The sequence below is a fragment of the Leisingera sp. genome (assembly GCF_982940295.1).
The window spans coordinates 134,685-157,886 of the sequence record NZ_CEYXRG010000003.1 but is presented as its reverse complement, the minus strand read 5'-3'; the positions used below and the strand labels follow the sequence as shown (position 1 = coordinate 157,886).

The window sequence follows — 23,202 nt, the reverse complement described above, 5'->3', positions numbered from 1 at the left end:
ACCGCGAAAATTAAGTAAAGAGTGTTGATTGTTTCAACAATTGGATCGCAGAGCAAAAGCGCGGGATGATCGGTCTGACTACATTCGCCGAGGTCAGCTTAACAGAAGTGAAATCTCCACTGAATGTGGCTTTGCTAGATCGGCATTCTCAACCAATAAACTTCTTATAGAATATTTGAGAGGCTGAGGAGGAATTTACTGCAGGCGGCATTCTTTCCCCGCTTTCAGATTTGACTGAGCTTAGAGATCATCAAGATAAACAAATCCCCATCGCCAACAACCACCGAGATAAGGAGATCAGGCTACTACGCGAAACCAAACCGCCCAGCCATGTTGGGTAGACCTGATATCAGAGTCGGAGACCCGTTGGTCTATTTGGCAACAGGCTTAAGAAGAGGACTAAAAATGGTACTCTGGGACGTATCCTAGAAGCTTAGTTGACCGAGTTTGAGGGAGAAAAAGTCAAGCTGACAAGAGCGGACTCGAGCAATATTGACCTCGCCTATTGCTTGACCGTCCATAAGTCTCAGGGGTCTCAATGGCGTCTTATCATCATGCCCATATTCAATACGACGAAGAGTGACTTCATCGACAGGTCAATGATTTATACGGTATTTACGCGTGGATCCGAACAAGTAGTTTTTGGTCGGCGACTTTGAGGCTCTGAAAACTGCTGTGGGAGGTCAAACAGCAGCAAACCGTGGAGAAACAGCAATGGACTACCACATCGGGAGATGTTTGGAGAAGCGCAATGCCCTTGGTTAATTTAGCGGAAGTAGAAAGTTTCTATCAAGCACTTAGGGCTAATGCGAAGAGCCCTAAGAAATTGAGGAGCTTGGAACGCCTGTGGGCGGCGCTTAACGAAATGGTAGACCGTGGAGTATCCCTGAATGTAATTCCGGACGTCGGCCAGTACCTGAAAGAACACTATCACGGTTCACCGGCTTTAAGCACGATCACAAATGACACAGATGGAATGAACGAGCTTGTCAAGTTGGCGATCCAAGCTTGCAGGGATGCAGGCCGCGGAACCAGGAAGCAGGCTCGAAAGAAATTAACTGAGCGGGAAAAACTCCATGAGACGCTCATGGAGAAAATGACCTCTGAAAAGAGCCGCGCACTGCTCGAAGAGGTGTTTCGTGAGAACGATCAGTTACGGAAAGAAAACAAGATTCTCCGGGGGGCCTATGCCAATCTAACTCAGCGTGACATCAAAAATGCGACGCTAAAATTGGGAGAAAAGCACAGTCTAGAAAAACGAGAATTGGTGAAGCCCTTGGTGACAGGTTTGGATTTGATGGAGCGCAGAAGGCTCAAAAGTCTATTCGACGTTCTAAGCCGAGATTTCGATATTACACTTGATCCAAATGCAGGAGACTTGATGCATCCTGCTCTAGGTTATTTGGGTGCGGAGGATGCGGTGTCAGTTCTGATGAAGATGTTAGGAGATTGACCGGGACCGTCTGCTCACCCTTTGACCTGCCCCCCACTGGTCCCTCGTTCATAACGTGAGTATTCGGGTTTGTGCTCTGAGCCCCAACCTTGGACCGCCAGAAGCTGGATTTTCCGGCTCTGTCACGATGACGGGCTGGTGACGCCATCGGGATAATGCATGGTAATCGGGACGTTGTATGCGCTCGCAACAAGGCGATTTTGCCGGTAACTTCAGGGGCAATTTGCTGGGAGGGGACTTCGGCGTTCATAGTCTATTCCTTTTCTGCCGCACACTCAGGTTTGACCCTCAGTTGGTTTTGACGCCAACGATTGATCTCGCGCTCCCCGCGGATGAGTTCCGGATTTTGGACCAACCGGGCCTGCACCGCGGAAGTTTGCACATAAGAATTGTGCAAACCTCGCGGCGGAGCGGCTTGGTTGGCGGGCGCATCTACTGGTCCTGGACCGGCTCCGGACCATTTTTGCGCGGCACGTCATGCAGCCAGGACCGGACCGCTTTGGCATCGAACTCTCGTTTCTGCACCAAGTCTACAGCCATGTCCTGCAGCAACTGCTGATGGGGGTACAGCAGCGCGCGCGCTTGGTCCTCGGCGTAGTCGAGCCGCTCCCGCAGGCGCTGGCGTTCGCTGTCCGTCAAGCGGGAGGGATCCTGCGGTCCAAACCAGCCGTTGCCGAAGGCCCCTAAACCCAGTTCAAAATCCATCGCCAGGACCATCCGCGCAGCCTGTGCCAAGTCGGACGTGGCGCCCCCGCCGGCCCCGGCAGAAACAGTATTGCAGACGAGCCGCTCCGCCGCCCGCCCTGACAAGTGGATATACAGCTGGCGTTCAAAGTCTGCCGGCAGACCCGCGTTCGGGGGAACATCCCGCTCAATTGTGCCGCCAGATGGAGACAGGCTGATCCGCGTGATCGTCTCGCCGTAGCTCCACGAGGTGATGGCGTGACCGACTTCATGAATGGCGATGCGGTAAAGCAGGTCGTGGTTCTCCTCCTGTGCCATGACTTGCAAATGGCGGCGCAGAAGCTGCAGATCGAGCGCGCAGCCGCTGTGCCGGGCCTCACTGCGGGCAGAGCGCACCGCCGCGTCCACGTCGGCAGCGGTTTTGCCAATGCAGTCCCGCGCCAGCTCCAACATCGCATCCTCGGGGACTGCGTCCTGCAGCCGCTCAGCAAGGAGGTGCTGCAGCATCGCCATGCTTGGCAGCGGCATCTCGATCTTGATGTCAAACCGTCCGGCTCTCAGAATCGCGGGGTCGATGTGCTGCGGGTGGTTGCAGGCACCGACGACCATGATCCCTGCCTCCCGGCTGATGCGGTCCATCTGCTCCAAAAAACCAGCAACCACTTGCCTTCTATAGCTGGCACTGTTGTCGCCGGCGCTGTCGCGGGAACCGATCGCGTCGATCTCATCGATGAAAAGGATACAGGGCGCATTCTTCCGGGCTTCATCGAAGCTTCTTCGCATCGCGAGCAGCAGGTTGCCCAAATGACCGGCGCTTTGCCACTCGGCGCAGCTGGTCTCGACGCAATTGACAGCGGCGCTCCGGCCCATCGCGCGCGCGAGGTGGCTCTTGCCGGTCCCTGGCAGGCCAAAAAGCAGCAAGGAGTGCGGGATCTCATTCCAGGCCACGTCGCCTTCGGCCCAGAGCCGCAGGTCTGCAACCAGTTGCCGGGCGGTGTCATAGGACGGGCCGATGCCGGTGATCTCTCTTGGTGGTGTTCCGGCTTCGGGTTCCGGCGTTGCCGGGGCGGTAAGTGCCTGGGACAGGCGCTGCGCCATCTTCTTCGCTGTGGGCGCGCGCAGGGCAAAAGAGAGTGCGGGGGTGGAGAGCTCTTGCAGCTGGCCGTTCGGGGGCAGCGCCGCGCGGGCGGCGGCTTCATCAATGCGGCCCGTGCGGCTGTGGGTCTGACGCAGCAGGGCGATCAGAAAATCCGCGTCCACCTGCGGCAGTGTCAGCTGATGACAGTGCTCCGCCACCAGCGGCGCCGGCAGTGCCATCTCATCCGGCAAGCAGATCCACAAAGGCTGGCTGTGCGCCAAGCCTTTGATGATGAGATCCTGCAGTTCATCGAAGTGCCGCTGCTCAATCTCGCCCTCGCGGACGCTGGGGACAGCGAGGGTCACGCGCTGAGGCAGCTGCACCTGCCGCCGGGCGTCATAGGCCTGCCAGCCCGGCGGCAGCAGGGCGTGGTTGAGGAGATTTTCCACGCCGGAAAACCCGGGAACTGGAATGTTGTGCAGGATCAGTACGGCGCCACGGGCAAGCTGCGCGTCCACTGCAGCCGGGGAGCCGAAGGCCGCGGCGATCTGCAGAAGAAGCAGCAGCTTGTCTGGCGGCAGGTCTGTGCCCGGCAACCATTGGCCTGTGTCGTCACAGGCATATGGGTCGGCGCCTTGCTGCTCAAGCGCTTCCCACAGATCCGGCGGCAGATGCCGCGCGTCGGGGTGCTTGCTCAGATGGTGCAGCAAAGAATGGGGTTGATCCGGTGCTGGGGGCACAAGCGGCTCCTCGGCGCCAGCACTGTCGTCTGGTGCGTCTTCTTTGAGTGTCTTGCGCCGAGTTTGCTGCAGCTCTCTGTGATAGAGATGATAGCGGCGGGCGCAGTCTTCGGCGAACTGCCACCAATCGGGACGCGCGGGGTTGGAGAGATCAAGCTGGCTCATGGCAAGCCTCCTGTGAACGGGCAAAAGGGATCGGGCGCCCGGTGAAACCGGGCGGGAGATGTTGGAAATTGAAGAGGAGGGGGGCGCTTAGCTGTCTTCTTCTGCCTCGATGGCGTCGAGCATCGCGAAGATCACCTGGGCCGCATCGGCGAAATAGACCTCGCTGCGGACCCGCAGGGCGTCACTGTAGAGCTCTGGCGGTGCGACTTGATCGGAAAACCCCGCCTGCAGCTTCGCGTGCAGCCGCTTCTCGGCCTGCAAGGCCAGCTGCCCGGTTGCCATCGGAACGGTCTTCAGGATCTTCGCGTCCAGGTCACGGTGCTTCAGCAGCTGGTGGCGCAGGCGGGAATCCGGGTTCCGTGAAAAGCCAAGCTTGACAAGGCGCAACCCGGAGGCCAGCCGGAATTGCATCGCGTAGAGGTAGCTTGGTGCTGCGGGCCAGTCCTCTCCGCATAAGCCGCACCCGAACCGGCCAGTTTGCATGTTGGCACGGGCCACCCTTTGTTCATGGCCGCATTCTGGATGCCGGTACAGGCGATAGTTCGGGCCGCCGTCCGGGTCCGGTCCGATCAGCTCCCAGCCCTGGGCTTCGGCTTCTTCTTGCTCCTTCTGCTGCTGGCAGAGTTCGCAGCGTACGTCGCAGGTCCCGGCGGCAGCTCTTTTGATCAGCTCAAACTGGCGGCGCAAACGGTGTCGGCAGTCCGCGATGTAGAAGCCGTGATGGCGGCTTTGCGGGTCGCGGCCTGCCCACTGCAGCCCGGCGGCTTCGGCATCGGCCTGCCATCGGTCGTGAATGCAGTGCGGGCACTGCGGCTGGCTGTTCATAAGAACAAAGATCTTGCTGGCGTGTGTCCGTCGGCAGGTGTGGCAGGACAGGAGCAGGTGATAGCGGTCCTTGACCCGCTGCAGGATGCCGAAGCCCTTGGCTTCGGCGGCGGCGCGCCAGTGGGGGTGAATGGTGAGCGGGAAGGCGGCAGGCGTGGCGGTTGATGAATTGTTCATTGAGAGCTCCATTTGCGCAAGGCGGGAGAGAGGGCAGGCACCGCATATGGGGCACCTGCCGGGAAAATCTGGAATTGGGCATGAAGCGGCCGGGCGCAGGCGGGGAGAACCGCCGCGGGCCGGGTCTGGTTATGTCACGGGGGATTGGGCGAATCAGACCGGCGCGAATTCCGGGGCTGTCCCTGCCATCTCCACCACGGCGTCGACTTGCCGCGCCACGCAGTTCAGTGCTTCGCGGACACCGGGATCATCGGTAGTGAAAAAGTCCCGGTGCTCATGCATCAGCTGCTGGAACCGAAGTGCCTCGTCCGGGCTCTCAGATTCGATCAGAAAGTGCAGCAGCATGCCCATGAGCTGCATTGGCAAATCATCGGTGCTGACGGAAATCGGTTGCTCCATTGCACTTCAGTTCACAGATCGGACGCAAAAACGGGTCGGACAACTAGCGCCAGGCGCGAACGTTGATCGAATTCCTGAGTTTGTCGTTTCAAAGCGATTCCTCTCGTGCGGTGCTGAGATGCAGTCCGCTTTTCAACAAAAATTTCGGTTCAAAACCAGTAGGGTAGTCGATCACGCTCGCTCCAATGCCGTGAAATATCTAAATTTTAGATAATCTGGTTTATAGATCATTGTGCCGCTGAGCAAGGCGAAGCGGCAATGAGCAACACTATTCACAGCAAAGGTCAGGAAGTGCTCTGCCAAGTCTTGGTCGAAGCAAGAAAGGCGGCTGGCCTGTCGCAGGCGGACCTTGCGAAAAAGCTAAACTGTCACCAGTCTATGGTCGCTAGGGTCGAAAGCGGTCAGCGTCGCATTGACGTTGTAGAGCTTATTGTCATCGCGCGCGCCATCGGTGTTGAAACTCGGGAAATCTTGGCCGTCGTTGAGCCGAATGTGTTGTTGGACCAGCGCTTGTGAAGGCCTATTCGCTGTGGAGATGTGCTGGATAGTGGGACACTCCAACTGACCGGTTGCAAGGTTTACAACACGCTGTGCTAGTTTGCGAAAATCCATAGTTAGTGTTTTCCTGGCGACCAGAAATAACGTCCCGAACTGCAGAGCCTTCCAACCTTCCGTGTATCTATTGTGCCGGGTTGTCATGTTGTTGTGGAAGGGAGTTACTGTTCCAGACATAGCCTATCCCGCGAACTGAGCGGATCAGAACCGGGGCTTCTCCAGGTTCCTCGATCTTTCGCCGAAGCCGTGCGACATGGCCGTCAATGGTTCGGTCCAATGGTGCCCAGTCGCGGCCGTGCAAAGCCATTGAGATGTCATCGCGGCTCAGTACCCGGCCAGGATAGCGTAGAAAAAGTTCCAGCAATTGCTGTTCCATGTTTGTCAGATCAATGGTCTGTCCATTCGGACGGAGGATTATTCCACGCTTTATATCCAGCACATTGCGGCCCAGTGTGATCCTGCTACCGGCTACTGATGGCGTCCGATACCGTTCAAGGATGGCTGCAATCCTCAGGATAACCTCCCGGACGAGGAAAGGTTTGACCACGTAATCGTCGGCGCCGTTTTCCAGGCCCTGAACCCGATCAAATGGTTCGGTCCTGCCGGAAATTATCAGGATTGGAAGGTTGCGTTGCTGGCGCAGTTCCCGGGCCAGGTCCAGCCCGTCCTCCTGGCCCAGTTTCAGGTCCAGGGTGACAATGTCTATATGGTGGTCCCTGATGGCCGCGAACAGGGATTCCCGGTCCCAGGCCTCAACCACAGTCCAGCCCTGTCCCTCCAGCCCAATGCGCAGCGTTTCCCTCACATCGGGTTCGTCTTCAACGGCAAGGACAGAAATCTGAGCCATGAGAGCATATGTCCAGTTCTGGCCCATTGTAGCCATTTCCCACTTGCGGGGGAAGCCACGCGGGGCGGTTCAACTGTTAGCTGCCAAAACCCTCTGCGACCCGCAAGTGCGGTCCTCATTGACGGCTGTCATTGCAGGTTTTGCGGCACGGCGCACCATGCAAATCCCCGCTGCCGTCCCTGCCGATTCCATGGCCCTAGGGCCAGGGGTTTCACATGGGGCAGCGGCTCAATGAAGTTTTTGCACCTGGCCAGGGTCCAACCGGCCTTCGGTGCGCCAAAATGGGACAGTACGAGTCATGAAAACGAACATCGCCAATGTTGATGAACTTCAGCACCGCCTTGAAGGAACCGGGCAGCTGCCGCTGTGCGGCCGCTGCGGTCAAAACCAGCTAGAGCGGCAGCACGTCAAGACCGCGGTCTGGCGAGAAGCGGAACTGATGGTCGTGGAGAACATTCCGGCCCTAGTTTGCCCGGCCTGCGGTGAGGAGTTTATCGGTTCGGAAACAGCGGCCGGCTTGCAGCGGATGTGTCAGAACGGAGAAAGTACAGCCGGCTTGGTCTCGCGCCTGATCGTGCCAGTGATCGATTTCGCCGTGCTGAATCCGGAACGCGTATGACATCGGCAAAACCGGTGGTCCTTGGACTGCTCATCTTGCTGGCCCTGGCGCTTTCCTAGGGCCGGCTTTTTGATTGGCGTGGTGAAATGGGGGATCTGCTGCCAATCGGGGTAACCAGTCTTCTGGTGTCAGACGCGAAACGGCCCTGCTGGCGGGTGGTAACCGCCCAGCAGGGCCGCCCTGTTGCGATGGCTTCAGCCGCAGATTCAGTCCAGCGCAGCCAAAGTTCCCGCTTCAGTCGCGGCGTCCATTTCCTCCTGATCGAGGCTGCCGTCCTCATTGGCGTCCATTGCGGTGAACTGGTCTTCAGTGACATCGGGGTAGACCGCTGTCAGTTCCTCGTAGCTCGCCATGCCGTCTTCGTCGGCATCAACGTCCGACATCGCTGCCAGGGCAGCACTTGCCGCCATGGCCATAGCAGCAGCTGTAAGTGCGTAAACTTTCATGGTAATCTCCACTGCAAAACGGTGCGTACTTTTTACGGACCGGCAACAGCAGGATAGTCACGGTCAAACGGGTTTCATTGACGGGCGTCAACGCTATTAGGGCGGCAGTCCTGATCGGCGGGTTTACGCTTCACGGTTCTCTTCCGCCCACAAGCTGGGCCGGCTTTCAAAAGCGTTCACTTGACCGGCGTGGTGGTCCAGAGCGCACCGCGCTGGAGCCAGGCAATGCTGTAGCACCGACGCCGCCAGCCTGCGTGTCTCCAGGCAGCCCGCTGTGGCGGCGGCGTCATATTCCGCCCCGTCCAGGAAACTGTCCCGGCTGAAGTCCATTGAGGCAAAAAGGGTTCTGCTGACATCCGGGTAGGCTTGGGTCAGCTCCTGATAACTGAGTTTTCTGTCGTTGTTGGAATCGACATTGCCGAGCGGTTCAACCGGCACTGCGAGCAGGGCAAAGGCGGCTGCAACGGCAGCGGCCAAACCTGGGACTGCATATGTGAATACTCTCACTCTCACCTCCAAAACCAAAAGGCGCCTTACAGATACGCGCCAGCGGGTTCAGGTTAGAAAGCGCCCCGCGACCGGCCATTGATAGCCGTCAATGGCGGCGCGGCTGAGCCGAGGCTATAAGCGGAAAGGGGGATATTTCTAGGCGGGAAGCTGCCGCCGTTGACGCCCGTCAATGTTGTGCGGTTATGCGTCCTGTATCTGCTACGGGAGTTGTCTGTGAAGAGTGCCGGTCCAATGCCCCACCCAGATAAACTGCCGCTGCAGGCTGCTGGTGATGACCATGAGATCGCGCCAGAGAGCACTCCCTGGACTTTCGAGACAATCGGAACTGGAGGGACCGCCGGGGGACTGCTTTGCGATTGCGAAAAGCTTGGGGCGGAACCGGAGAAATCCGTCGCTGCGCTGGCCGACTTGGGGCTGAGCTGTGCCGAAATCGCAAGCTATTACTCGGTGGAGCAAAGGTGTGTTCAGCATTTGCTGGGGCGGCGGCAGGTGAGGCCGGAAAAGACCAAGCTGAGCGCGTTCGCAAGGTTGATGCGAGCCAAGCTGTTTCCCCGTTTGCGGTGAACCCCAACCATCAAGGCGATTGCGCGGTGCGGGCCCCTATCCGTACCGCGCGTCGAATGTACCGCAGCTGAGGCCAATCAGATCCAGGCCAGCTGCCAGGTGGTCACATAACATGGGGGTGCCACAGAGGTATCCGGCGGTACTGCCATTCTGATGGTCTTCTGCCATGGCGCGCAATTCCGGCCAGTCGTCAATGCTGGTGCCGTCACGCCCCAGCCACATCAGGGCAACCAGGTCCATCTGCGCATCCAGGCTGAGGTCGGATATGATAGAGATCAGTTCCTCCTCCACAGGATCGGAGGGGCGGTCCTCAAGAATTCCAAGCGCCATGTCGTCCTCGTCCATGCCGCTGGCAGAGGGGTCGGTGCAGTCCGATTATCCGTCATAGTCTCTGGCGAGGGCGATGATGTAACACACTGTGTCCAGTGGCACCTCTAAGTCCAGTGGTGCGACTTCAGGCTGCACGGTACTGTGGTCTAAACTTGCCATGGCAGATCTTTCTGCATTGTCTAGCTTTAGCGGGCGAAGATTACTGTGCATTGCGCACGGCGCAGCACCTGATCTGAGACGCTGTCGTGCAGAAATCGCCGCGTCGGCCCCAGCCCTTTCTGCCCGACCACGACTATGTCGCACCCTTCCAGTTCGGCGACGTTCAGGATTTCTTCGGCGTAATCACCGGGCAGGGTCAGGGTTCGAATGTTGCTGGCCCCTGCGGCGCGGGCGGTTTTCTCGGCCCATCGCTGGATCAGCCGTCCGATTGCGGTCACGGCCTGCGCAATGGTGCCGGCACGGCTGGTTTCACAAAGTAGCTGGCTGATGTTTTCAGGCACATTGGTGAGCGCCAATTCTCCCGCTACGTGGTCCACGATGTGCTCGGCCGCTGCCAGATTCATAAGTTCTTCTGCGCGTCGGCCGTGCAGCAGGACGTGCAGGATGATCAGCTCTGCCTCCAGACCCGCAGCCAGGCCTGCAGCAAATTGAACTGCCCGCTTCGCAGCTTTGGAGCCGTCTGTTGCCACAAGGATTTTCTGAGCCATAGCGGGCCCCTTCAATATCGGCAGGTACGCAGAAGCCAGCCCGCCGACATTTTGTCCGGCAGGCTGGCGCTGGGATGTGTTAAGCGTGGCCGCCGCGGTAAACTTCGATGGCGGTCCAGCCACTGAGAGCGGCGACTATCAGACCGCTGACCACGGCATTCGCCGTTGCGGGGAAGGAAGCTTGGAACCCGAGCACCCATGGTGAGATCACCAGCCAGGCGCCGAGCGCTGCGCCAATCCATTCTTCCCATTCGCGGAAGGCGAACAGCTCAAAGGCTGCAAGAACCGCGACGACGGCGCCAATGATCATGAAATTCCAGGTGGCGGCTGAAACACCAGCAGCTGGTTCTGCACCACCATCTGGCAAGCCGAGCAGCCGGGGGGAAAGTATCAGCCAGACCCCGACAATCAGCGTGATCCAGTCTTGCCAGTGCTGTTTACTCAATTGCCGTTTCATTGGTTCATCCTCATGTCTTGAACCGCGGCCTTCTGCCGCCCTAGTGATATTGCCACTTTGGTGTGTTTCTGCATTGACTGCCGTCAATCTGACCCCTTGCGACTGTGCTGCTCCCTCGAGACGGATTGCTGTGGTAATATCCGGAGGCACAGAACGGAGCGCTGTTGGTGGCCAAGCAGAGACAGCCATCTACCGGACAGGAAGCCGCATCCCGCGACGGCGGGCTGGTGCGGTTCATCACAGCTGCACCGGCGGCACTGGCGTTTCTGGACGCGGATCTTCGCTATACCGCGTGGTCGAAGGCCTGGGCAGGGTTGCACGGGTTCGGGGCCCGCGATCTCGCTGGGGTGCGGCATCAGCAACTGCGTCCAGATAGCCCCGCGGCCTGGTGCGCGGCTCTGCACCGGGCGCTGGAGACGGGCAGTGGCAGCGCAGGAATGGACAGTTTTGCGACGGGCGGTCACCGGACGGTAGTACTGCGGTGGCGGATAGAGCCTGTAGCAGACCTGGACGGAGCCGTGGCGGGGCTCAGCCTGTATTGCGAGGCGGCGGAGGCGGACGGTGCCCATGAGATGGAGCAATCCAAGCGCCAGCGCCTGGAAACCATCGGGCGGCTGGCTGGTGTTATCGCTCATGACTTCAACAACCTGCTGACGGTGATCCTCGCCAATCTGGAACTGGCGGCGTTCCGTATCCGGAATGAGGACGCGCGCGGATTGCTGCGGCGGGCGAGCGAGGCAGCCGAGATGGGAGCCAGCTTCAATAAGCGGCTTCTGTCACTGGCGGGCGGCCGGAGGTCCGAACCGGCTGTGATTAAAGTGAACCGGCATATCACCGACACTTGGCAGGTCGTGGAAAGAATCCTGAGTGAGGATACCCGGCTGCAGTTCCATCCCGGCGCGGATGTCTGGTCGGTAAAAGCCGACCCAAGCGAGTTGGACGGTGCTATCTTAAACTTAGTGGCGAATGCGCGTGATGCGATTGACGGCAGCGGTGCGGTCACGATAGCCACGAAGAATGTTCAACTGACGACTGCGGAGGCTGCCCGAATAACCGGTGCGATGCCTGGTGATTATGTGCGTATCTCCGTCGCTGACACCGGCAGCGGAATGCCGTCCGATGTCGCCGCGCAGGCGATGGAGCCTTTTTTTACCACTAAACCCGCTGGTGCAGGCAGTGGCCTGGGGCTGACGAGCGTCGGAATGACAGTGGCCCGGGAGGGCGGTTTCCTGCTGCTCGACAGCATACCGGGGGAAGGCACCACGGTCAGCATTTATCTGCCGCGCACCCTTGAAAACTCCCAGGAATTGGCCAACGGGGTGGATGCGGATCTGCCCTTTGGCGACGGTCAGTTGGTCCTGGTGGTAGAGGACGACGCGCTGGTGCGGGAAGCGGTCCTGCAGCGGCTGGAAGTGTTAGGCTATGCCGTTCTGGAGGCCGCCGACGGCGAGGCAGCACTAGCGCTGCTGAAACAGGGGGAGCCGGTAGACTTGGTGTTTTCCGATGTTGTGATGCCGGGCAGGCTTTCGGGCTATGACCTGGCGCTGCTGCTGCGCCGCAGGTTTCCGGGGGTCGGGGTTCTGCTGACCTCGGGCTATGCTTCGCGCATGGTGCCACGGCGGCGGCGGATTATGGCTCGCTCCGAGCTGATCGCTAAGCCTTATTCGTTGCAGGTGCTGGCGCGGGCGGTCCGCCGGGCCCTATTGGCAGCAGGAAAAGCTTAGGGGTAGGACGCAGGCCGGAACGCCGGGGCGGATCCGGCCTGCCGGAATGCCCGCGGCCTCGCTAGGAACAGGGTTGCAAGGGCATTCGCTCTGCCGCGCAGCCCGTTCAGCGGGCGGCGGCGGCAGCAGTCTGGCAGTTTGCACCGCAAAGTGCATTGACAGCCGTCAACGGCCGTGAAGAGAGGTGCAGTGTTTCAGGAGGAGAGTGCTTCGCGAATTGCGTCAGCCAGCGAATGGTAGGGCAGGCGGACCAGGTTCTTTGCAAATTCCCGTGTCACTTTTGCCTGCAGACTGACTGGCACTTCATCGCGCCAGACACCCAGAATGCTGGGCGAAGCAAACAATACAAGCTTGTCGTAGTTCTGATCACGTAGCGCCGACTTCAGGAATTCGGACACATCGCGCAAGAATTCGCACTGGTCGGCCCGCTGCGGCGAGTGGTGCGATTGCGCGGCCGGACGGCGCCCGCTGCCGTTGGGGGCAAAGGCGTGCCCGGGTTTGCCTGCGATGATACCGCGGACGTGCCGTTCTGGAGCCTGCAGCACAATCTCCAGCCCTACGGGGCTATGGGGTTTGGGCAACCCCTGCAGGATCCGCGCACGGTGCGAATTGATGATGACATACCAGTTGCGGTCCGAGTTCATGAGGTTCTCCGGAACCTGCGCATTCAGCGGTGCTGGGGCTGTCGTGCCATGCTGCAAACTCTCTGATCCGATGCGGGCAGGCGGCAAAAAAGCGTGGAACAGGATGCGGTAGGCTTCTGAAGGGGGCCCTGGGGTTGGCAAGCTGCTTTACGTATCGTGTCCGGTGCGGGCATGGCATCCTCGCTGTTCGCCGCTCCAGAACTATCTTGAACGGTTTTGCGAAGCGCGCATTGACGGCTGACAAGACTGATGGGGCTATTGTCTCCCATGGCCCGCTACCCGATGGAGAAAAGGGTCAGGGCATGTCGTCCCAAGTAGGTTGCAGCAGTGATAAGCCTCCCATCAGCGCCAGCACAGAGCCGCAGACCAGTGATTGGGCCAGTGCGGCGGGAACCAGATAGAAACCGAGCATCCAAGGCGCCCAGATTACCCAAAGCCCAAGCAGCGTGATGGCCAGTTCCAGCCATCTGAGAAAGACAAACATTTCCAGCATGGCCAGTGCCGCTGCCGCTAGACCGGATGCCAGGGAGTTCATGGCGATATGCGTGAGGTCAAGGCCGACAGGCCAGTCGATGCGGAAGGCAAGCGGTGCCAGTAAAAGCCAGAGGCCAGCAGTGAAACTCACGCAGTCCTGCCAATGGGCGCGGTTCATTGTGCGAACCTTCTCTGAGTTGGACAGATCACGGTTCCACGCTGAGACCATCGACTACGCTGCTGACGCCAGGCACCGCCCAGGCAGCGCGGCGGGCAGCATCCCGTTCAGCCTCGGTGCGGACCCGACCGGTCAAAGTGACCGCGCGGTCGTCGACTTTGATCTGAATGCCCTTGGCCTCCCTGGCCGCGTCGCGCCGCAGGGCGGTTTCAATGCTCATCCGAACGTTTGTGTGGCTGACAGCCGAGGTGATCCCGATTTGGTTGATGATTTGTTTTACACCTGAAACCTTCTGCACAGCCCGTTCGGCCGCGGCTTTCTCGTAGCTCCAGCCAGCCTGTCCGGTGAGAGTCAAGACGCCGTGCTCGACCTCGACCTTGACCGTGTCCTTGGGGACCGAGTCGCCCCAGCGCAGTGCCTCAACCGCACGCCTGGCGATTTCATCGTCAGCGTCCAGATGCTCGCCGATGGGCCGCACCTCAATTTCCATCACGACAGCGCGCACGCCGCTGACGCGTTTGACCGTCTTGCCGATTGCCTGTTTCTGCGCGCTGGTGGGAACATGGCCGGTGAGAGTCGCGATCCCATCCTCCACTGAGACGCCGATTGAGGCTGCGTCTATGCTGGGGACGAGGTCCAGTTCCTCGATGATTTCCCGTCTGAGAGTGGTGTCTTTCATAGCTGGCTTCCCGAACGCGCCGCAGCGCCTTTCGCCACGGTGGCACCAGTTTGAACCAATTGCCGGAAGTTTCATTGACGGCGGGCAAGAGTTGCACATCCGCGCTTCGGGACGCGGGCAGCTTCTGCTAGACTGTGCCGCCCGGCAATGGAGATGAGCCATGGATATCGAGCTGGCACGGACCTTTCTGGCAGTTGCCGAAACCGGCAGCTTTCTGGAGGCCGCCAAGCGGGTGCATGTGGCTCAGTCGACCGTCAGCCTGCGCATCCGTGCGCTGGAACAGCAGCTGGGGCGGAGCCTGTTTGACCGCAGCAAGACTGGGGCAGCGCTGACAGAGGCTGGGCGGCATTTTCAGCGCCATGCGCAGACATTGGCGCGGACCTGGATGCAGGCCAAACTGGATGCGGCGCTGCCTGCTGGGATGGAGACGGTGCTGGCAGTCGGGGCGCCCTCCAGTCTGTGGGACGGGTTCCTGACTGGGGCCTTGCCGGGTCTGCGGCGGGCGTTCCCGGAAGTGGCAGTGCGGGCATCAACCATGGCGTCTGACGCTCTGGTCCAACTGTTCAGCCAAGGCGGACTGGACCTGATGGTCGCCTACCGACCTCAAGCGGCGGCGGGGCTGGCGGTGGAGCAGCTGTTCGAGGATGAATTTGTGCTGGTCAGCAGCGACCCGGACACCAGCACGGATCCGTTCGGCACCGAGTATGTGCTGGTCGACTGGGGACCGGAATTTCGCGCCGATCACCTGCTGGTCTTGCCGGACATTCGCACGCCAGGGCTGCAGCTGGACATCGGAACGCTGGCCTTGCAGCACCTGAGGAACGTGCCGGCCTCCGCCTACTTTCCTAAACGGCTGGTTGCGGCGGATCTGAGGGCGGGCTGGCTGCGCCGGATCGAAGGGGCGCCGCGGTTTGGCTATTCGGCCTATGCCGTGATCAGTGAAGGTCAACGCGGTGAGTATGCGGGGCAGGCGGTGCAGTTTTTGCGGCAGTATGCCCTCGGTGGCGGAACCGTGGAGCGGGATGAGGCGGTAGGTGGCGTGTAGGGCACTGAAAAATATGATGTATTCGAATACTCGATAACACCGGTGAGAAAAAATCATCACTGAAGCGCTTTTACAGATCAGGCGCATGGCACATTTTCGCGGGACGAGACAACTTTTGGCTGGATCAGTCCTATGAGTGCGAAAGACATCATTTTTTCCGAGAACGCCCGGCACCGTATGCTGGGCGGTGTAAATGTTCTTGCCGATGCGGTGAACGCGACGCTGGGTCCTCGCGGCCGTAACGTGCTGATCGAAAAAAGCTTTGGAGCGCCGCGCTCGACCAAAGACGGCGTGTCCGTTGCCAAGTCCATTGAGTTGCCGGACCCGGTGGAAAACACTGGAATCCGGCTGATCCGCGAAGTGGCGGAGCGCACTGCCAAGCTGGCAGGCGACGGCACGTCCACTGCCACTGTCCTGGCCCGCTCCATCCTGCGCGAAGGCTGCAAGGCGGTTGCAGCAGGGATGAACCCGATGGACCTGAAGCGCGGGATTGACCGCGGCGCCGAAGCCTTGGTGGAAGCTTTGACGGGTCTTTCGCGCCCGGTGAACACCAGCGCGCAAATCACACAGGTTGCAACCATTGCTTCCAATGGCGACACCGAGGCCGGGCAAATTCTGACCGAAGCGATGGAGCGGGTAGGGCGAACCGGGGTGATCACCATCGAGGAGGCCAAGTCGCGCGAAACCCGGTTGGAAACCGTGGAGGGTATGCAGTTCGACCGCGGTTACCTTTCCCCTTATTTCATCACCGAGGCGGACAGCCTCAGCGTGGAGCTGGAAGCGCCGTTCATCCTTCTGTTTGACAAGAAAATCTCGAATCTGGCGCCGTTTATTCCGGTGCTGGAGTCGGTGATCAAACACGGTAAGCCGGTACTGGTGGTTGCCGAGGATGTGGACGGGGAGGCGCTGGCGGCGCTGGTCGTCAACAAGCTGCGCGGCAGCCTGCAATGTGCTGCGGTAAAGGCGCCCGGTTTTGGCGACCGCCGCAAGGAGATGCTGCAGGACATTGCGGTGCTGACCGGAGCCACAGTTATTTCCGCCGATTTGGGTATGAAGCTAGAGAATGTCACGCTGGACATGCTGGGGCAGGCGGCGCGGGTTATGGTCAGCAAGGATGACACCACGCTGATCGGCGGCGGCGGTGCCAAACCGGAAATAGAGGCGCGCTGCAAAGCGATCCGGCAGCAGATCGAAGAAACAAAGTCTGACTATGACCGAGAAAAGCTGGAGGAGCGGCTGGCGAAACTGAGCGGCGGTGTCGCGATTGTTCAGGTCGGCGGTGCCAGCGAAGCGGAGGTTAAGGAGCGCAAGGACCGGATCGAGGATGCGCTGCATGCCACCCGCGCGGCGACCGAGGAAGGGATTGTGCCGGGCGGCGGCGCAGCGCTGCTCTATGCGGCGCGGGCGCTGGATGGGCTGGAAGCCGCAAACGGCGATATGCGGGCCGGCATTGCCATCGTCCGCAAAGCGGCGGCAGAGCCGGTGCGCCGGATTATCCGTAATGCGGGCAAGGACGAAGCGCTGATCGCAGGCAAGCTGCTGGAGAAGAACGACACCGCCTGGGGCTACGATGCGCAGAATGACTGTTTGGTCGACATGTTCGAGGCGGGGATCGTGGATCCTGCCAAGGTGGTGCGGATCGCCTTGCAAAACGCAGTGTCGGTTGCCGGTCTAATGATGACCACCGAAGCGGTGGTGGTGGACCATCCCAAGGCGGCAGCGCACTCCGCTTATCCGGGTGGCTTGGACGGTATGGATTTCTAACGCGGCCTTGCGGCTTCCGGTGCAGCAGACTGAAGCCTTGTGGTGAAGTTGCAGCCGGGCGGCACTGCCTTTCGATGGTTTGTTTCCGCTGCCGCACAGACAGAATGAGAAAAACATGGCCGATACCAGGACAGACCCCGGTAACGTGAACGAGGCCGAAGATCGGCTCAACCGGGCACTGGCGGAGCGGGACGGTGCGGCGCTGGCAGAGGTGCTGGAGCCGCTTGCACTTAGTGATGCGCTGCGAGAGCTGACCAACCTTCCGCCAGAGGACCGGAGCCTTGCGCTGTCGCTTCTTCCTGCTGCGCGGGCTGCGGAAATCGTCGAGGAAGCCCCGAACGAGCTGGCTGCCAGCCTCGTGGTGGGGTTGGAATCCGGGACCGCCGCCGGGATCATTGATGAGCTGGGTTCGAACATCAGGGCCGATGTGATCGGCGGTCTTGATGATACGGAGGCGGAGGCTATTCTGGCTCGTTTGACGCCGGCTGATGCAGCTGACGTCAGGCGTCTTTCAAGTTACGAAGGCCACCTCGCCGGCGGTCTTATGGCAGCAGAGGCCTTCACGTTTCAGGAATCTGACAAGGTCGGCGATGTCTTGCGGCGTTTCGTTTCGGATTCCGAGGATTTCGAACGGTATCGTGGTCAGCACCCCTATGTGGTCAATTCCAGCGGCGTTCCTGTAGGAGTGGTTTCGCTGCGACGGCTGCTGACTACCCGCCGGGGGGCCAGCCTGACGGAGATCATGACAGCGCCGCTGACTGTTCCGGCCACCACGCCGCTGGAGGAGCTTCAGGATATTTTCAATGAACATCCGTTTCTGGGGCTTCCGGTTGTGGAGGCGGGCGGGGTGCTGGCTGGTGTGGTCTCGCGCTCTGCCGTGGATGAGGCGCTGCTTTCGCGGGCTGAGACGGAGAACCTGCGGCGGCAAGGGGTGTTTGGAGACGAACTGCGGACGATGCCGTTGAAACTGCGCGCCCGCCGGCGACTGCAATGGCTGTCGGCAAATATCGTTCTCAACGTCATCGCTGCGAGCGTTATTGCAGCCTACGAGGAGACCTTGGCGGCGGTGATAGCTATTGCCGTCTTTCTGCCAATGGTTTCGGACATGAGCGGCTGCTCCGGCAATCAGGCGGTTGCGGTCAGCATGCGCGAGCTTTCTCTGGGTTTGGCACGTCCCGCTGATGTCTGGCGTATTTGGAAGAAAGAAGCGGCAGTTGGTGTGATCAACGGGATTGTTCTAGGTATCCTGATCGGGCTTGTGGCCTGGGGCTGGAAGGGCAATCCGTTTTTGGGGCTGGTGATCGGCGGGGCGCTGGCTCTGAACACATTTGTGGCTGTGTCAATCGGCGGTATCGTCCCCTTGGTGCTGAAACGTGCCGGCCAGGACCCTGCTGCCGCCAGCGGGCCGTTGCTGACCACGATCACCGACATGGCCGGGTTTTTCCTGGTCCTCAGCTTTGCCAGCGCGATGATGCCGTTCCTGGTATGACACCTGCGTCTCCCGGCAAATCATGCCGCGGATTCACTCCCTTGGCCCTGCGCCGCCCGCTGTGGCACGCCTCCTAGGCTGAGCATTCCGCAAAGCCGCCCTTTTCCGTCCAGCACCGGCATTTGCCGGAACCGCCCGATCTCCATCAGAAAGACCGCATCATCCAAAGGTTCATCGGCACTGCAATAGACCGGGTTGCGGGTCATAACTTCACCGGCGGTCACCGTGGCGGGGTCGCCGCCGGCTGCCAGCACCCGGATCACTATATCCCGGTCAGTGAGAATGCCTAGCAGGCAGTCCCTGCTGCCGATGACAACCGCACCCGTGTTCTGCTGCTGCATGATACGCGCGATATTGCGGATGGGAGTATTCGTCCCAGCGGTCGCAGTTGCACGTGACATGGCCTGCCTGACTATCATAGCTGCACTCCTGTGCTGAACGTTGGGAGGATAGCCTTCCGGGCCGAAACGGCATTGACCGCCGTCAACAGCCCGCGAACCGCCAGTCAGAGGTTTTCGTACCGGCCGAGCCGCCGCAAGAGATGTTCCCGCTGCTCCAGAAGGTCCAGCACCAGTGCCACGCCGGCGGCATTGATACCCAGATCGCAGCTGAGCCGCCGCGCCTTCTTGGCGCGGGTTATGGATAGGCCGTGGAAGCGCCAGCTCGCCGCTCCGGTGCCTTCGGGTTCCAAGACGCCTTGCTGCACCAGTTCCACGACCCAGCTCTCTTCGGCGCGGCAGAAACGGCATAATTCCTGCAGGGTAAGACTGTCGAGAATCTGGCTTTCCGGTGCGGTGGTTTTCATGCGCTTATCCCCCTATGCTGGCGCGCGGGTTGAACTGGATTTCCCGGGCCATTTGCTCAAACAGTCTGCGAGCGGCATCGGTCGTGACCTTTGGGTTTACTATCTTGAGAGTGGCGTAGATGTCGCCGGAGGGCGATCCTGGCAGCCCCTTGCCCTTAAGGCGAAGGATCTGGCCATTGCGGGCGTTGGGCGGCACTTTCACCGCGAGGCTGCCAACTGGCGCGGGCATCCGGATTTTGCCGCCGAGAGCCGCCTCCCAAGGCGCTAGCGGCAGATCGAGATACAGATCCTTGCCGTCGGCCCGGTAAACCGGGTGGGGTGCAAAAAACACTTCCAGCAGAAGGTCGCCGGGCGGACCGCCGCCGGGAGACTGCGGACCTTGGCCGGGCAGACGGATGTGCTGGCCTTCCACAATCCCCTTGGGGATATAGACCGGGATATCGCGGGACTTCAGCTGTACGGTCCCATCTTCGGCTGCTACAGGGGTCTGCAGCGTCAGCACACGGCTGCCGCCAGTGTAGGCGTCCGGGATATCGATCCGGATGCGGGCATGCTGGCTGCTGCTGCGTTCGTGCCTTGCCTTGGCAAAGGGCGAGGGCCGACGGAACAGGGTTTCGAAGAAGTCGCTGAAAACTTCGCCCCGATCAGTGCCGCCGCTGGTAAAGCTGAACCCCTGCTGCCAGCCTGGCGGCGGTGTGAAGGCCCCGCCGGAGGATTGTTGCTGCTGGTTCCAAAGCCGGTCATAGGCGGCGCGCCGCTCTGGGTCCTTCAGCACCTCGTAGGCTTCGGTAATCGCCCGGAACCGCGTCTCGGCCTCGGGAGAGGCGTTGATGTCGGGATGAAACTGGCGCGCCAGTCTGCGGTAGGCTCGCTTGATCTCTTCGCTGCCGGCGTCCTTCTCCAACTCCAACGCCTGGTAATAATCCTTGAACTCCATGCCAGCGCCTCCGCTGCTCCGGTCCTTCCGCAACTGTGCCACACCGGGGCCGGGGGGCGATTGACGGCCATCAATGCCGTACAGCCGGGAATCTGCGACATATGTGCGGTACGCAGCTTGTCCCCATGACGGCTAGATGCAGCCGGAGCTTTCCGGCTGCCGCGGAACCTCCTTCAGCCGGGAAATCCGGCCAGGACAACCGGCTGAAGGATCAATCGGACAGAGGAGCTTTGGGTATGTCCAAGACATCGAAACTTCCAGCCGGCAGGTCAGACGCCTCCTTACCAGCAAGTTGGATGGGCTTCAGCAGCCTGCGGGACGAGATTGACCGGATGTTTGCGGCCCTTGAGCCGATGAATATGCTACAACGCGGCTTTCCTGACGGGGAACCTGTGGGCCGCGTGATGCAGCCGTTCCCTGCCATTGACGTGACTGAAGCAGAAGATGGCTACAAGGTTTCGGCAGAGCTGCCTGGTGTTGCATTGGAAGATATCGACATCAAACTGGCCAACGGAACCCTGACTATTCAGGGCGAAAAGACTGAGCAAAAGGATGATGCCGGCAAAGGGTATCACCTGAGCGAACGGCGCTGGGGGAAATTCCAGCGGCGACTGAGGGTGCCGGACAATGTGGATGAAGGCCGTATTGAGGCGCGCTATGCCAATGGGATACTGCTGGTGACGCTTCCCAAATCAGAAACAGCGCTTGCCGCAGAACGGACAATTGAAGTCAGTGCCGGCTGAACCAGCCTGAGCACGGCAATGGTCCGCGGCGGGCATTGGGGATAGCAGGCCGTAAGGGGGAAAGGCGGGCTGCTGCCCGCCGCGGATCACGAAAATTGCGGTGAATGTTCCGTTGTTCCGGGAACGCGTTGCGCACAATTCTTTACAAAACAGTCTCTTCCTCAAAGCGGCTGGCAGGCGCAGACTGGCACTCCGCTGGCAGCGCTGCGCTGGTGAGTCGCGCCGTGCCTGCCTGGTTCATCCTGTCTGGGGGGAGAGCCGGAATGCATTACGGGAAATTCACAGCCACTGTTTCTGCAGGGCGCTGCCGGGCGTGCCCGGTTAGCCACCTGGGTATTTGCGCAGCAGCGGGGGAGCAGGCCTCTGCTTCATTTTCAAGCCGGGCCCGTCTGGCCGGGTTCCGGGCGGGGGAAACGATTGTGCCGCAGGGCGAAGAGGCCGGGTACGGCGGCATCATCGTGGAAGGCGCGGTGAAAATCGTAAGCATTACGGAAGCCGGCGCGGCGCATGTGCTGCAGCTGCTGCTACCAGGTGAATGGGTTGGTCCGGTGTTTCCGGAGCGGCCGGGCGTTGCCTGGGAGGCCGCGAGCGATGTCATGCTATGCTGGATCGCGCTGCCTGCGCTGGAGACGCTAATGCAGATGGAACCCAAGCTGAGCCGGGAGTTGCTTGCATCCGTCACCCGCCAGTTGAATGCACAGTGGGACTGGGCAGTGCTGCTGCGCAGCGGCGGCACATTGGGTAGGATAGCCAGCTGGCTGCTGCGCGAGGCTGGGGGGGCAGGCGCTGGTCAGGGCAACTGTAGCGAAGGTGCCGTTGTGGTTATCGACCTGCGGCGCCGGGATTTGGCCTCGTTGCTGGATATGACGGCGGAGACCCTGTGCCGGGGGCTGAGCCAGCTGGAGCAGCGCCAAGCCATTGTCATGCCGACGCCTAAACAGGCGGCGGTAAGCAATATGGGGGTGTTGCAGCAGATCGCCAAGGGCGAGCGTGGCGCAGGGGAGGGAAAGGCAGCATCGAGAGTACTGCGGTCGAATAATTCTCACATTGTGACGCAGCCGCCGTCTGCCATCGGCGAAGCTTTCTTTCGCGGCGCTTGATCAGCCAAAACCTGCCGGGACCCGAGCGGGCAGGGCAGGAACCAGTCGGCTTATGACCGCTGTCAATGCCCCTCCGGCAGGGGTGTGTTTTGGGTGGCCTTGTTCAAACTGTTGCGGAGCAAACTCCCGGAGGGTGTTATGAAAGTGTCCAGTCAGCAAATTCAGAATGAGCGACCAGCCATGGCTGCGGAACGAACGGTCCCTTTGCCAGTAGCGCAGGCAATGCAGGTCTGTGCAGAAGTCTGGGGAGAGGCCTGCAGTTTCACCATGGCCCGTCTCGACGAAAACGTCAAAACGCAGCACTGCATACTGGGCTGCATCAGTCTTGACGAGATCCAGATGGTGCAGTGGCGCCATGTCCAGAAGATGATGGATGATTACCACGAAGAAGCCGGGCGAATGGCCCGGTACTGGCAGGGATTGCCGGAAACTCCGCGGTTTCAGCCTGCGCCGTGGGGGCATCAGCCGGCAGGGCAACGCGCTGGAAAGGCTCCAGAGCACCCGGCTGGCAGTCAGGCAGCGTAGGGCCTGCGGCCCGGCGGGTTGACTGCTGTCAATGAAATCCTGTGCCGATGCGGCAAACTGGAGGTAAGGCAGTTTTCTGCCGTTTCGGGAAAGGACGTGCCGATGATACGCAAGCATTGGCAGAATTGGATCATCACCGCCCTGGGTTGCTGGCTCGCCGTCACGCCTTGGCTTCATAATTCAGGGCTAGCCGACGGCGGTTTGGCCATCCCGGTCAGCTGGAGCTTCATCGCAGCCGGATCGGCAGCCGCAGTCCTGGCGGCCGCAGCCCAGTACACAGGAAACAGCTGGGAGGAATGGGGCTGCGTGGCAATTGGTCTTTGGCTGGTCCTCTCGCCCTGGACACTTGGATTTACTGACAATGAGCCGGTTGCATGGACGGCGGTTCTAAGCGGTGGGGTTATCATGGTGCTGGCCGGTTGGTGCATCGCGCAGGGCCCCTGGCGGAGGAAAACCTGACCCAGCGCTTGGCAGGCGGATGCTCTGAGGCCTGCGGCAGAAACTCCGGGTAAGGGATACTAGGATAAACTTTGGTGAAG

At 60.4% G+C, this 23,202-nt stretch carries 29 protein-coding genes; 14 read left to right on the top strand and 15 right to left on the bottom strand.

Annotated elements, in window-relative coordinates; genetic code table 11:
• The first annotated feature begins 28 nt into the window (after positions 1 to 28).
• The 3 genes from AC4HIX_RS04075 (at position 29) to AC4HIX_RS04065 (ending at position 1,453) form a co-directional block, all read left to right on the top strand.
• On the top strand, positions 29 to 187 hold the full coding sequence (locus AC4HIX_RS04075; protein WP_490397991.1) for a hypothetical protein: 159 nt from the start codon (positions 29 to 31) through the stop codon (positions 185 to 187).
• Positions 188 to 437: 250 nt separating this feature from the next.
• Positions 438 to 659 (top strand): ATP-binding domain-containing protein, encoded by a 222-nt coding sequence (locus AC4HIX_RS04070; RefSeq protein WP_490397990.1) that lies wholly within the window; start codon positions 438 to 440, stop codon positions 657 to 659.
• 92 nt (positions 660 to 751) lie between these two features.
• Positions 752 to 1,453 (top strand): hypothetical protein, encoded by a 702-nt coding sequence (locus AC4HIX_RS04065; protein ID WP_490397989.1) that lies wholly within the window; start codon positions 752 to 754, stop codon positions 1,451 to 1,453.
• Positions 1,454 to 1,885: 432 nt separating this feature from the next.
• On the opposite strand, the gene AC4HIX_RS04060 is transcribed toward AC4HIX_RS04065, so the two are convergent.
• From AC4HIX_RS04060 to AC4HIX_RS04050, 3 genes are all read right to left on the bottom strand, one after another.
• The gene (locus AC4HIX_RS04060) at positions 1,886 to 4,120 is read right to left on the bottom strand and encodes an AAA family ATPase (protein ID WP_490397988.1); all 2,235 of its coding nucleotides are present in this window, start codon (positions 4,118 to 4,120) and stop codon (positions 1,886 to 1,888) included.
• Positions 4,121 to 4,207: 87 nt separating this feature from the next.
• The gene (locus AC4HIX_RS04055) at positions 4,208 to 5,122 is read right to left on the bottom strand and encodes a GIY-YIG nuclease family protein (protein WP_490397987.1); all 915 of its coding nucleotides are present in this window, start codon (positions 5,120 to 5,122) and stop codon (positions 4,208 to 4,210) included.
• Between the two features lie 153 nt (positions 5,123 to 5,275).
• Positions 5,276 to 5,521: a hypothetical protein gene (locus AC4HIX_RS04050; protein WP_490397986.1), complete on the bottom strand. Its 246-nt coding sequence runs from the start codon at positions 5,519 to 5,521 to the stop codon at positions 5,276 to 5,278.
• A 258-nt stretch (positions 5,522 to 5,779) separates the two neighbouring features.
• Between AC4HIX_RS04050 and AC4HIX_RS04045 the strand changes: the two genes are divergently transcribed.
• A complete protein-coding gene (locus AC4HIX_RS04045; RefSeq protein ID WP_058288112.1) occupies positions 5,780 to 6,037 on the top strand; it encodes a helix-turn-helix domain-containing protein in 258 nt (85 codons plus the stop codon).
• A gap of 163 nt (positions 6,038 to 6,200) precedes the next feature.
• On the opposite strand, the gene AC4HIX_RS04040 is transcribed toward AC4HIX_RS04045, so the two are convergent.
• Complete coding sequence (locus tag AC4HIX_RS04040) at positions 6,201 to 6,923, bottom strand: response regulator transcription factor (RefSeq protein ID WP_490397985.1); 723 nt, start codon at positions 6,921 to 6,923, stop codon at positions 6,201 to 6,203.
• A 298-nt stretch (positions 6,924 to 7,221) separates the two neighbouring features.
• Here AC4HIX_RS04040 and AC4HIX_RS04035 point away from each other — a divergent pair, with 298 nt between their 5' ends.
• The gene (locus AC4HIX_RS04035; RefSeq protein ID WP_490397984.1) at positions 7,222 to 7,542 is read left to right on the top strand and encodes a YgiT-type zinc finger protein; all 321 of its coding nucleotides are present in this window, start codon (positions 7,222 to 7,224) and stop codon (positions 7,540 to 7,542) included.
• Positions 7,543 to 7,748: 206 nt separating this feature from the next.
• On the opposite strand, the gene AC4HIX_RS04030 is transcribed toward AC4HIX_RS04035, so the two are convergent.
• On the bottom strand, positions 7,749 to 7,988 hold the full coding sequence (locus AC4HIX_RS04030) for a hypothetical protein (RefSeq protein ID WP_065267431.1): 240 nt from the start codon (positions 7,986 to 7,988) through the stop codon (positions 7,749 to 7,751).
• Between the two features lie 123 nt (positions 7,989 to 8,111).
• Positions 8,112 to 8,495: a hypothetical protein gene (locus AC4HIX_RS04025; RefSeq protein WP_490397983.1), complete on the bottom strand. Its 384-nt coding sequence runs from the start codon at positions 8,493 to 8,495 to the stop codon at positions 8,112 to 8,114.
• Between the two features lie 234 nt (positions 8,496 to 8,729).
• Between AC4HIX_RS04025 and AC4HIX_RS04020 the strand changes: the two genes are divergently transcribed.
• Complete coding sequence (locus AC4HIX_RS04020) at positions 8,730 to 9,062, top strand: hypothetical protein (protein ID WP_490397982.1); 333 nt, start codon at positions 8,730 to 8,732, stop codon at positions 9,060 to 9,062.
• Positions 9,063 to 9,098: 36 nt separating this feature from the next.
• On the opposite strand, the gene AC4HIX_RS04015 is transcribed toward AC4HIX_RS04020, so the two are convergent.
• The 3 genes from AC4HIX_RS04015 to AC4HIX_RS04005 form a co-directional block, all read right to left on the bottom strand.
• Complete coding sequence (locus tag AC4HIX_RS04015; RefSeq protein ID WP_490397981.1) at positions 9,099 to 9,392, bottom strand: DUF3775 domain-containing protein; 294 nt, start codon at positions 9,390 to 9,392, stop codon at positions 9,099 to 9,101.
• Positions 9,393 to 9,577: 185 nt separating this feature from the next.
• Complete coding sequence (locus AC4HIX_RS04010; RefSeq protein WP_490397980.1) at positions 9,578 to 10,099, bottom strand: universal stress protein; 522 nt, start codon at positions 10,097 to 10,099, stop codon at positions 9,578 to 9,580.
• 79 nt (positions 10,100 to 10,178) lie between these two features.
• Complete coding sequence (locus AC4HIX_RS04005; protein ID WP_490397979.1) at positions 10,179 to 10,556, bottom strand: SPW repeat protein; 378 nt, start codon at positions 10,554 to 10,556, stop codon at positions 10,179 to 10,181.
• 167 nt (positions 10,557 to 10,723) lie between these two features.
• Here AC4HIX_RS04005 and AC4HIX_RS04000 point away from each other — a divergent pair, with 167 nt between their 5' ends.
• Entirely contained in the window at positions 10,724 to 12,280 is a 1,557-nt protein-coding gene (locus AC4HIX_RS04000; RefSeq protein WP_490397978.1) for a response regulator, read from the top strand.
• A gap of 194 nt (positions 12,281 to 12,474) precedes the next feature.
• On the opposite strand, the gene AC4HIX_RS03995 is transcribed toward AC4HIX_RS04000, so the two are convergent.
• From AC4HIX_RS03995 to AC4HIX_RS03985, 3 genes are all read right to left on the bottom strand, one after another.
• The gene (locus AC4HIX_RS03995; RefSeq protein WP_490397977.1) at positions 12,475 to 12,924 is read right to left on the bottom strand and encodes a host attachment protein; all 450 of its coding nucleotides are present in this window, start codon (positions 12,922 to 12,924) and stop codon (positions 12,475 to 12,477) included.
• 295 nt (positions 12,925 to 13,219) lie between these two features.
• Positions 13,220 to 13,576, bottom strand: a complete 357-nt coding sequence (locus AC4HIX_RS03990; RefSeq protein ID WP_065267438.1) for an SPW repeat domain-containing protein — start codon at positions 13,574 to 13,576, stop codon at positions 13,220 to 13,222.
• A gap of 28 nt (positions 13,577 to 13,604) precedes the next feature.
• Complete coding sequence (locus AC4HIX_RS03985; protein ID WP_490397976.1) at positions 13,605 to 14,255, bottom strand: BON domain-containing protein; 651 nt, start codon at positions 14,253 to 14,255, stop codon at positions 13,605 to 13,607.
• A gap of 160 nt (positions 14,256 to 14,415) precedes the next feature.
• Between AC4HIX_RS03985 and AC4HIX_RS03980 the strand changes: the two genes are divergently transcribed.
• The 3 genes from AC4HIX_RS03980 to AC4HIX_RS03970 all read left to right on the top strand — a co-directional run bounded on the left by AC4HIX_RS03980 (position 14,416) and on the right by AC4HIX_RS03970 (position 18,553).
• Positions 14,416 to 15,300: a LysR family transcriptional regulator gene (locus tag AC4HIX_RS03980; protein WP_490397975.1), complete on the top strand. Its 885-nt coding sequence runs from the start codon at positions 14,416 to 14,418 to the stop codon at positions 15,298 to 15,300.
• A 132-nt stretch (positions 15,301 to 15,432) separates the two neighbouring features.
• Positions 15,433 to 17,064 carry a chaperonin GroEL gene (groL, locus tag AC4HIX_RS03975; RefSeq protein WP_490397974.1) on the top strand — a complete coding sequence of 544 codons (1,632 nt, stop codon included), beginning with the start codon at positions 15,433 to 15,435 and terminating at the stop codon, positions 17,062 to 17,064.
• A 145-nt stretch (positions 17,065 to 17,209) separates the two neighbouring features.
• Complete coding sequence (locus AC4HIX_RS03970) at positions 17,210 to 18,553, top strand: magnesium transporter (protein WP_490397973.1); 1,344 nt, start codon at positions 17,210 to 17,212, stop codon at positions 18,551 to 18,553.
• Between the two features lie 20 nt (positions 18,554 to 18,573).
• Here AC4HIX_RS03970 and AC4HIX_RS03965 read toward each other — a convergent pair whose 3' ends face one another.
• The 3 genes from AC4HIX_RS03965 to AC4HIX_RS03955 form a co-directional block, all read right to left on the bottom strand.
• Complete coding sequence (locus AC4HIX_RS03965) at positions 18,574 to 18,972, bottom strand: CBS domain-containing protein (protein ID WP_490397972.1); 399 nt, start codon at positions 18,970 to 18,972, stop codon at positions 18,574 to 18,576.
• 86 nt (positions 18,973 to 19,058) lie between these two features.
• A complete protein-coding gene (locus AC4HIX_RS03960; protein ID WP_490397971.1) occupies positions 19,059 to 19,358 on the bottom strand; it encodes a chaperone modulator CbpM in 300 nt (99 codons plus the stop codon).
• 4 nt (positions 19,359 to 19,362) lie between these two features.
• Positions 19,363 to 20,295, bottom strand: coding sequence for a DnaJ C-terminal domain-containing protein (locus AC4HIX_RS03955; protein WP_490397970.1), 933 nt, complete (start codon positions 20,293 to 20,295; stop codon positions 19,363 to 19,365).
• A 236-nt stretch (positions 20,296 to 20,531) separates the two neighbouring features.
• Between AC4HIX_RS03955 and AC4HIX_RS03950 the strand changes: the two genes are divergently transcribed.
• From AC4HIX_RS03950 to AC4HIX_RS03935, 4 genes are all read left to right on the top strand, one after another.
• Positions 20,532 to 21,038, top strand: a complete 507-nt coding sequence (locus tag AC4HIX_RS03950; protein WP_490397969.1) for an Hsp20/alpha crystallin family protein — start codon at positions 20,532 to 20,534, stop codon at positions 21,036 to 21,038.
• A 104-nt stretch (positions 21,039 to 21,142) separates the two neighbouring features.
• Complete coding sequence (locus tag AC4HIX_RS03945; protein ID WP_490397968.1) at positions 21,143 to 22,138, top strand: Crp/Fnr family transcriptional regulator; 996 nt, start codon at positions 21,143 to 21,145, stop codon at positions 22,136 to 22,138.
• A 138-nt stretch (positions 22,139 to 22,276) separates the two neighbouring features.
• Complete coding sequence (locus AC4HIX_RS03940) at positions 22,277 to 22,663, top strand: hypothetical protein (protein WP_490397967.1); 387 nt, start codon at positions 22,277 to 22,279, stop codon at positions 22,661 to 22,663.
• 102 nt (positions 22,664 to 22,765) lie between these two features.
• Positions 22,766 to 23,122, top strand: a complete 357-nt coding sequence (locus AC4HIX_RS03935) for an SPW repeat protein (RefSeq protein ID WP_490397966.1) — start codon at positions 22,766 to 22,768, stop codon at positions 23,120 to 23,122.
• Positions 23,123 to 23,202 lie beyond the last annotated feature (80 nt).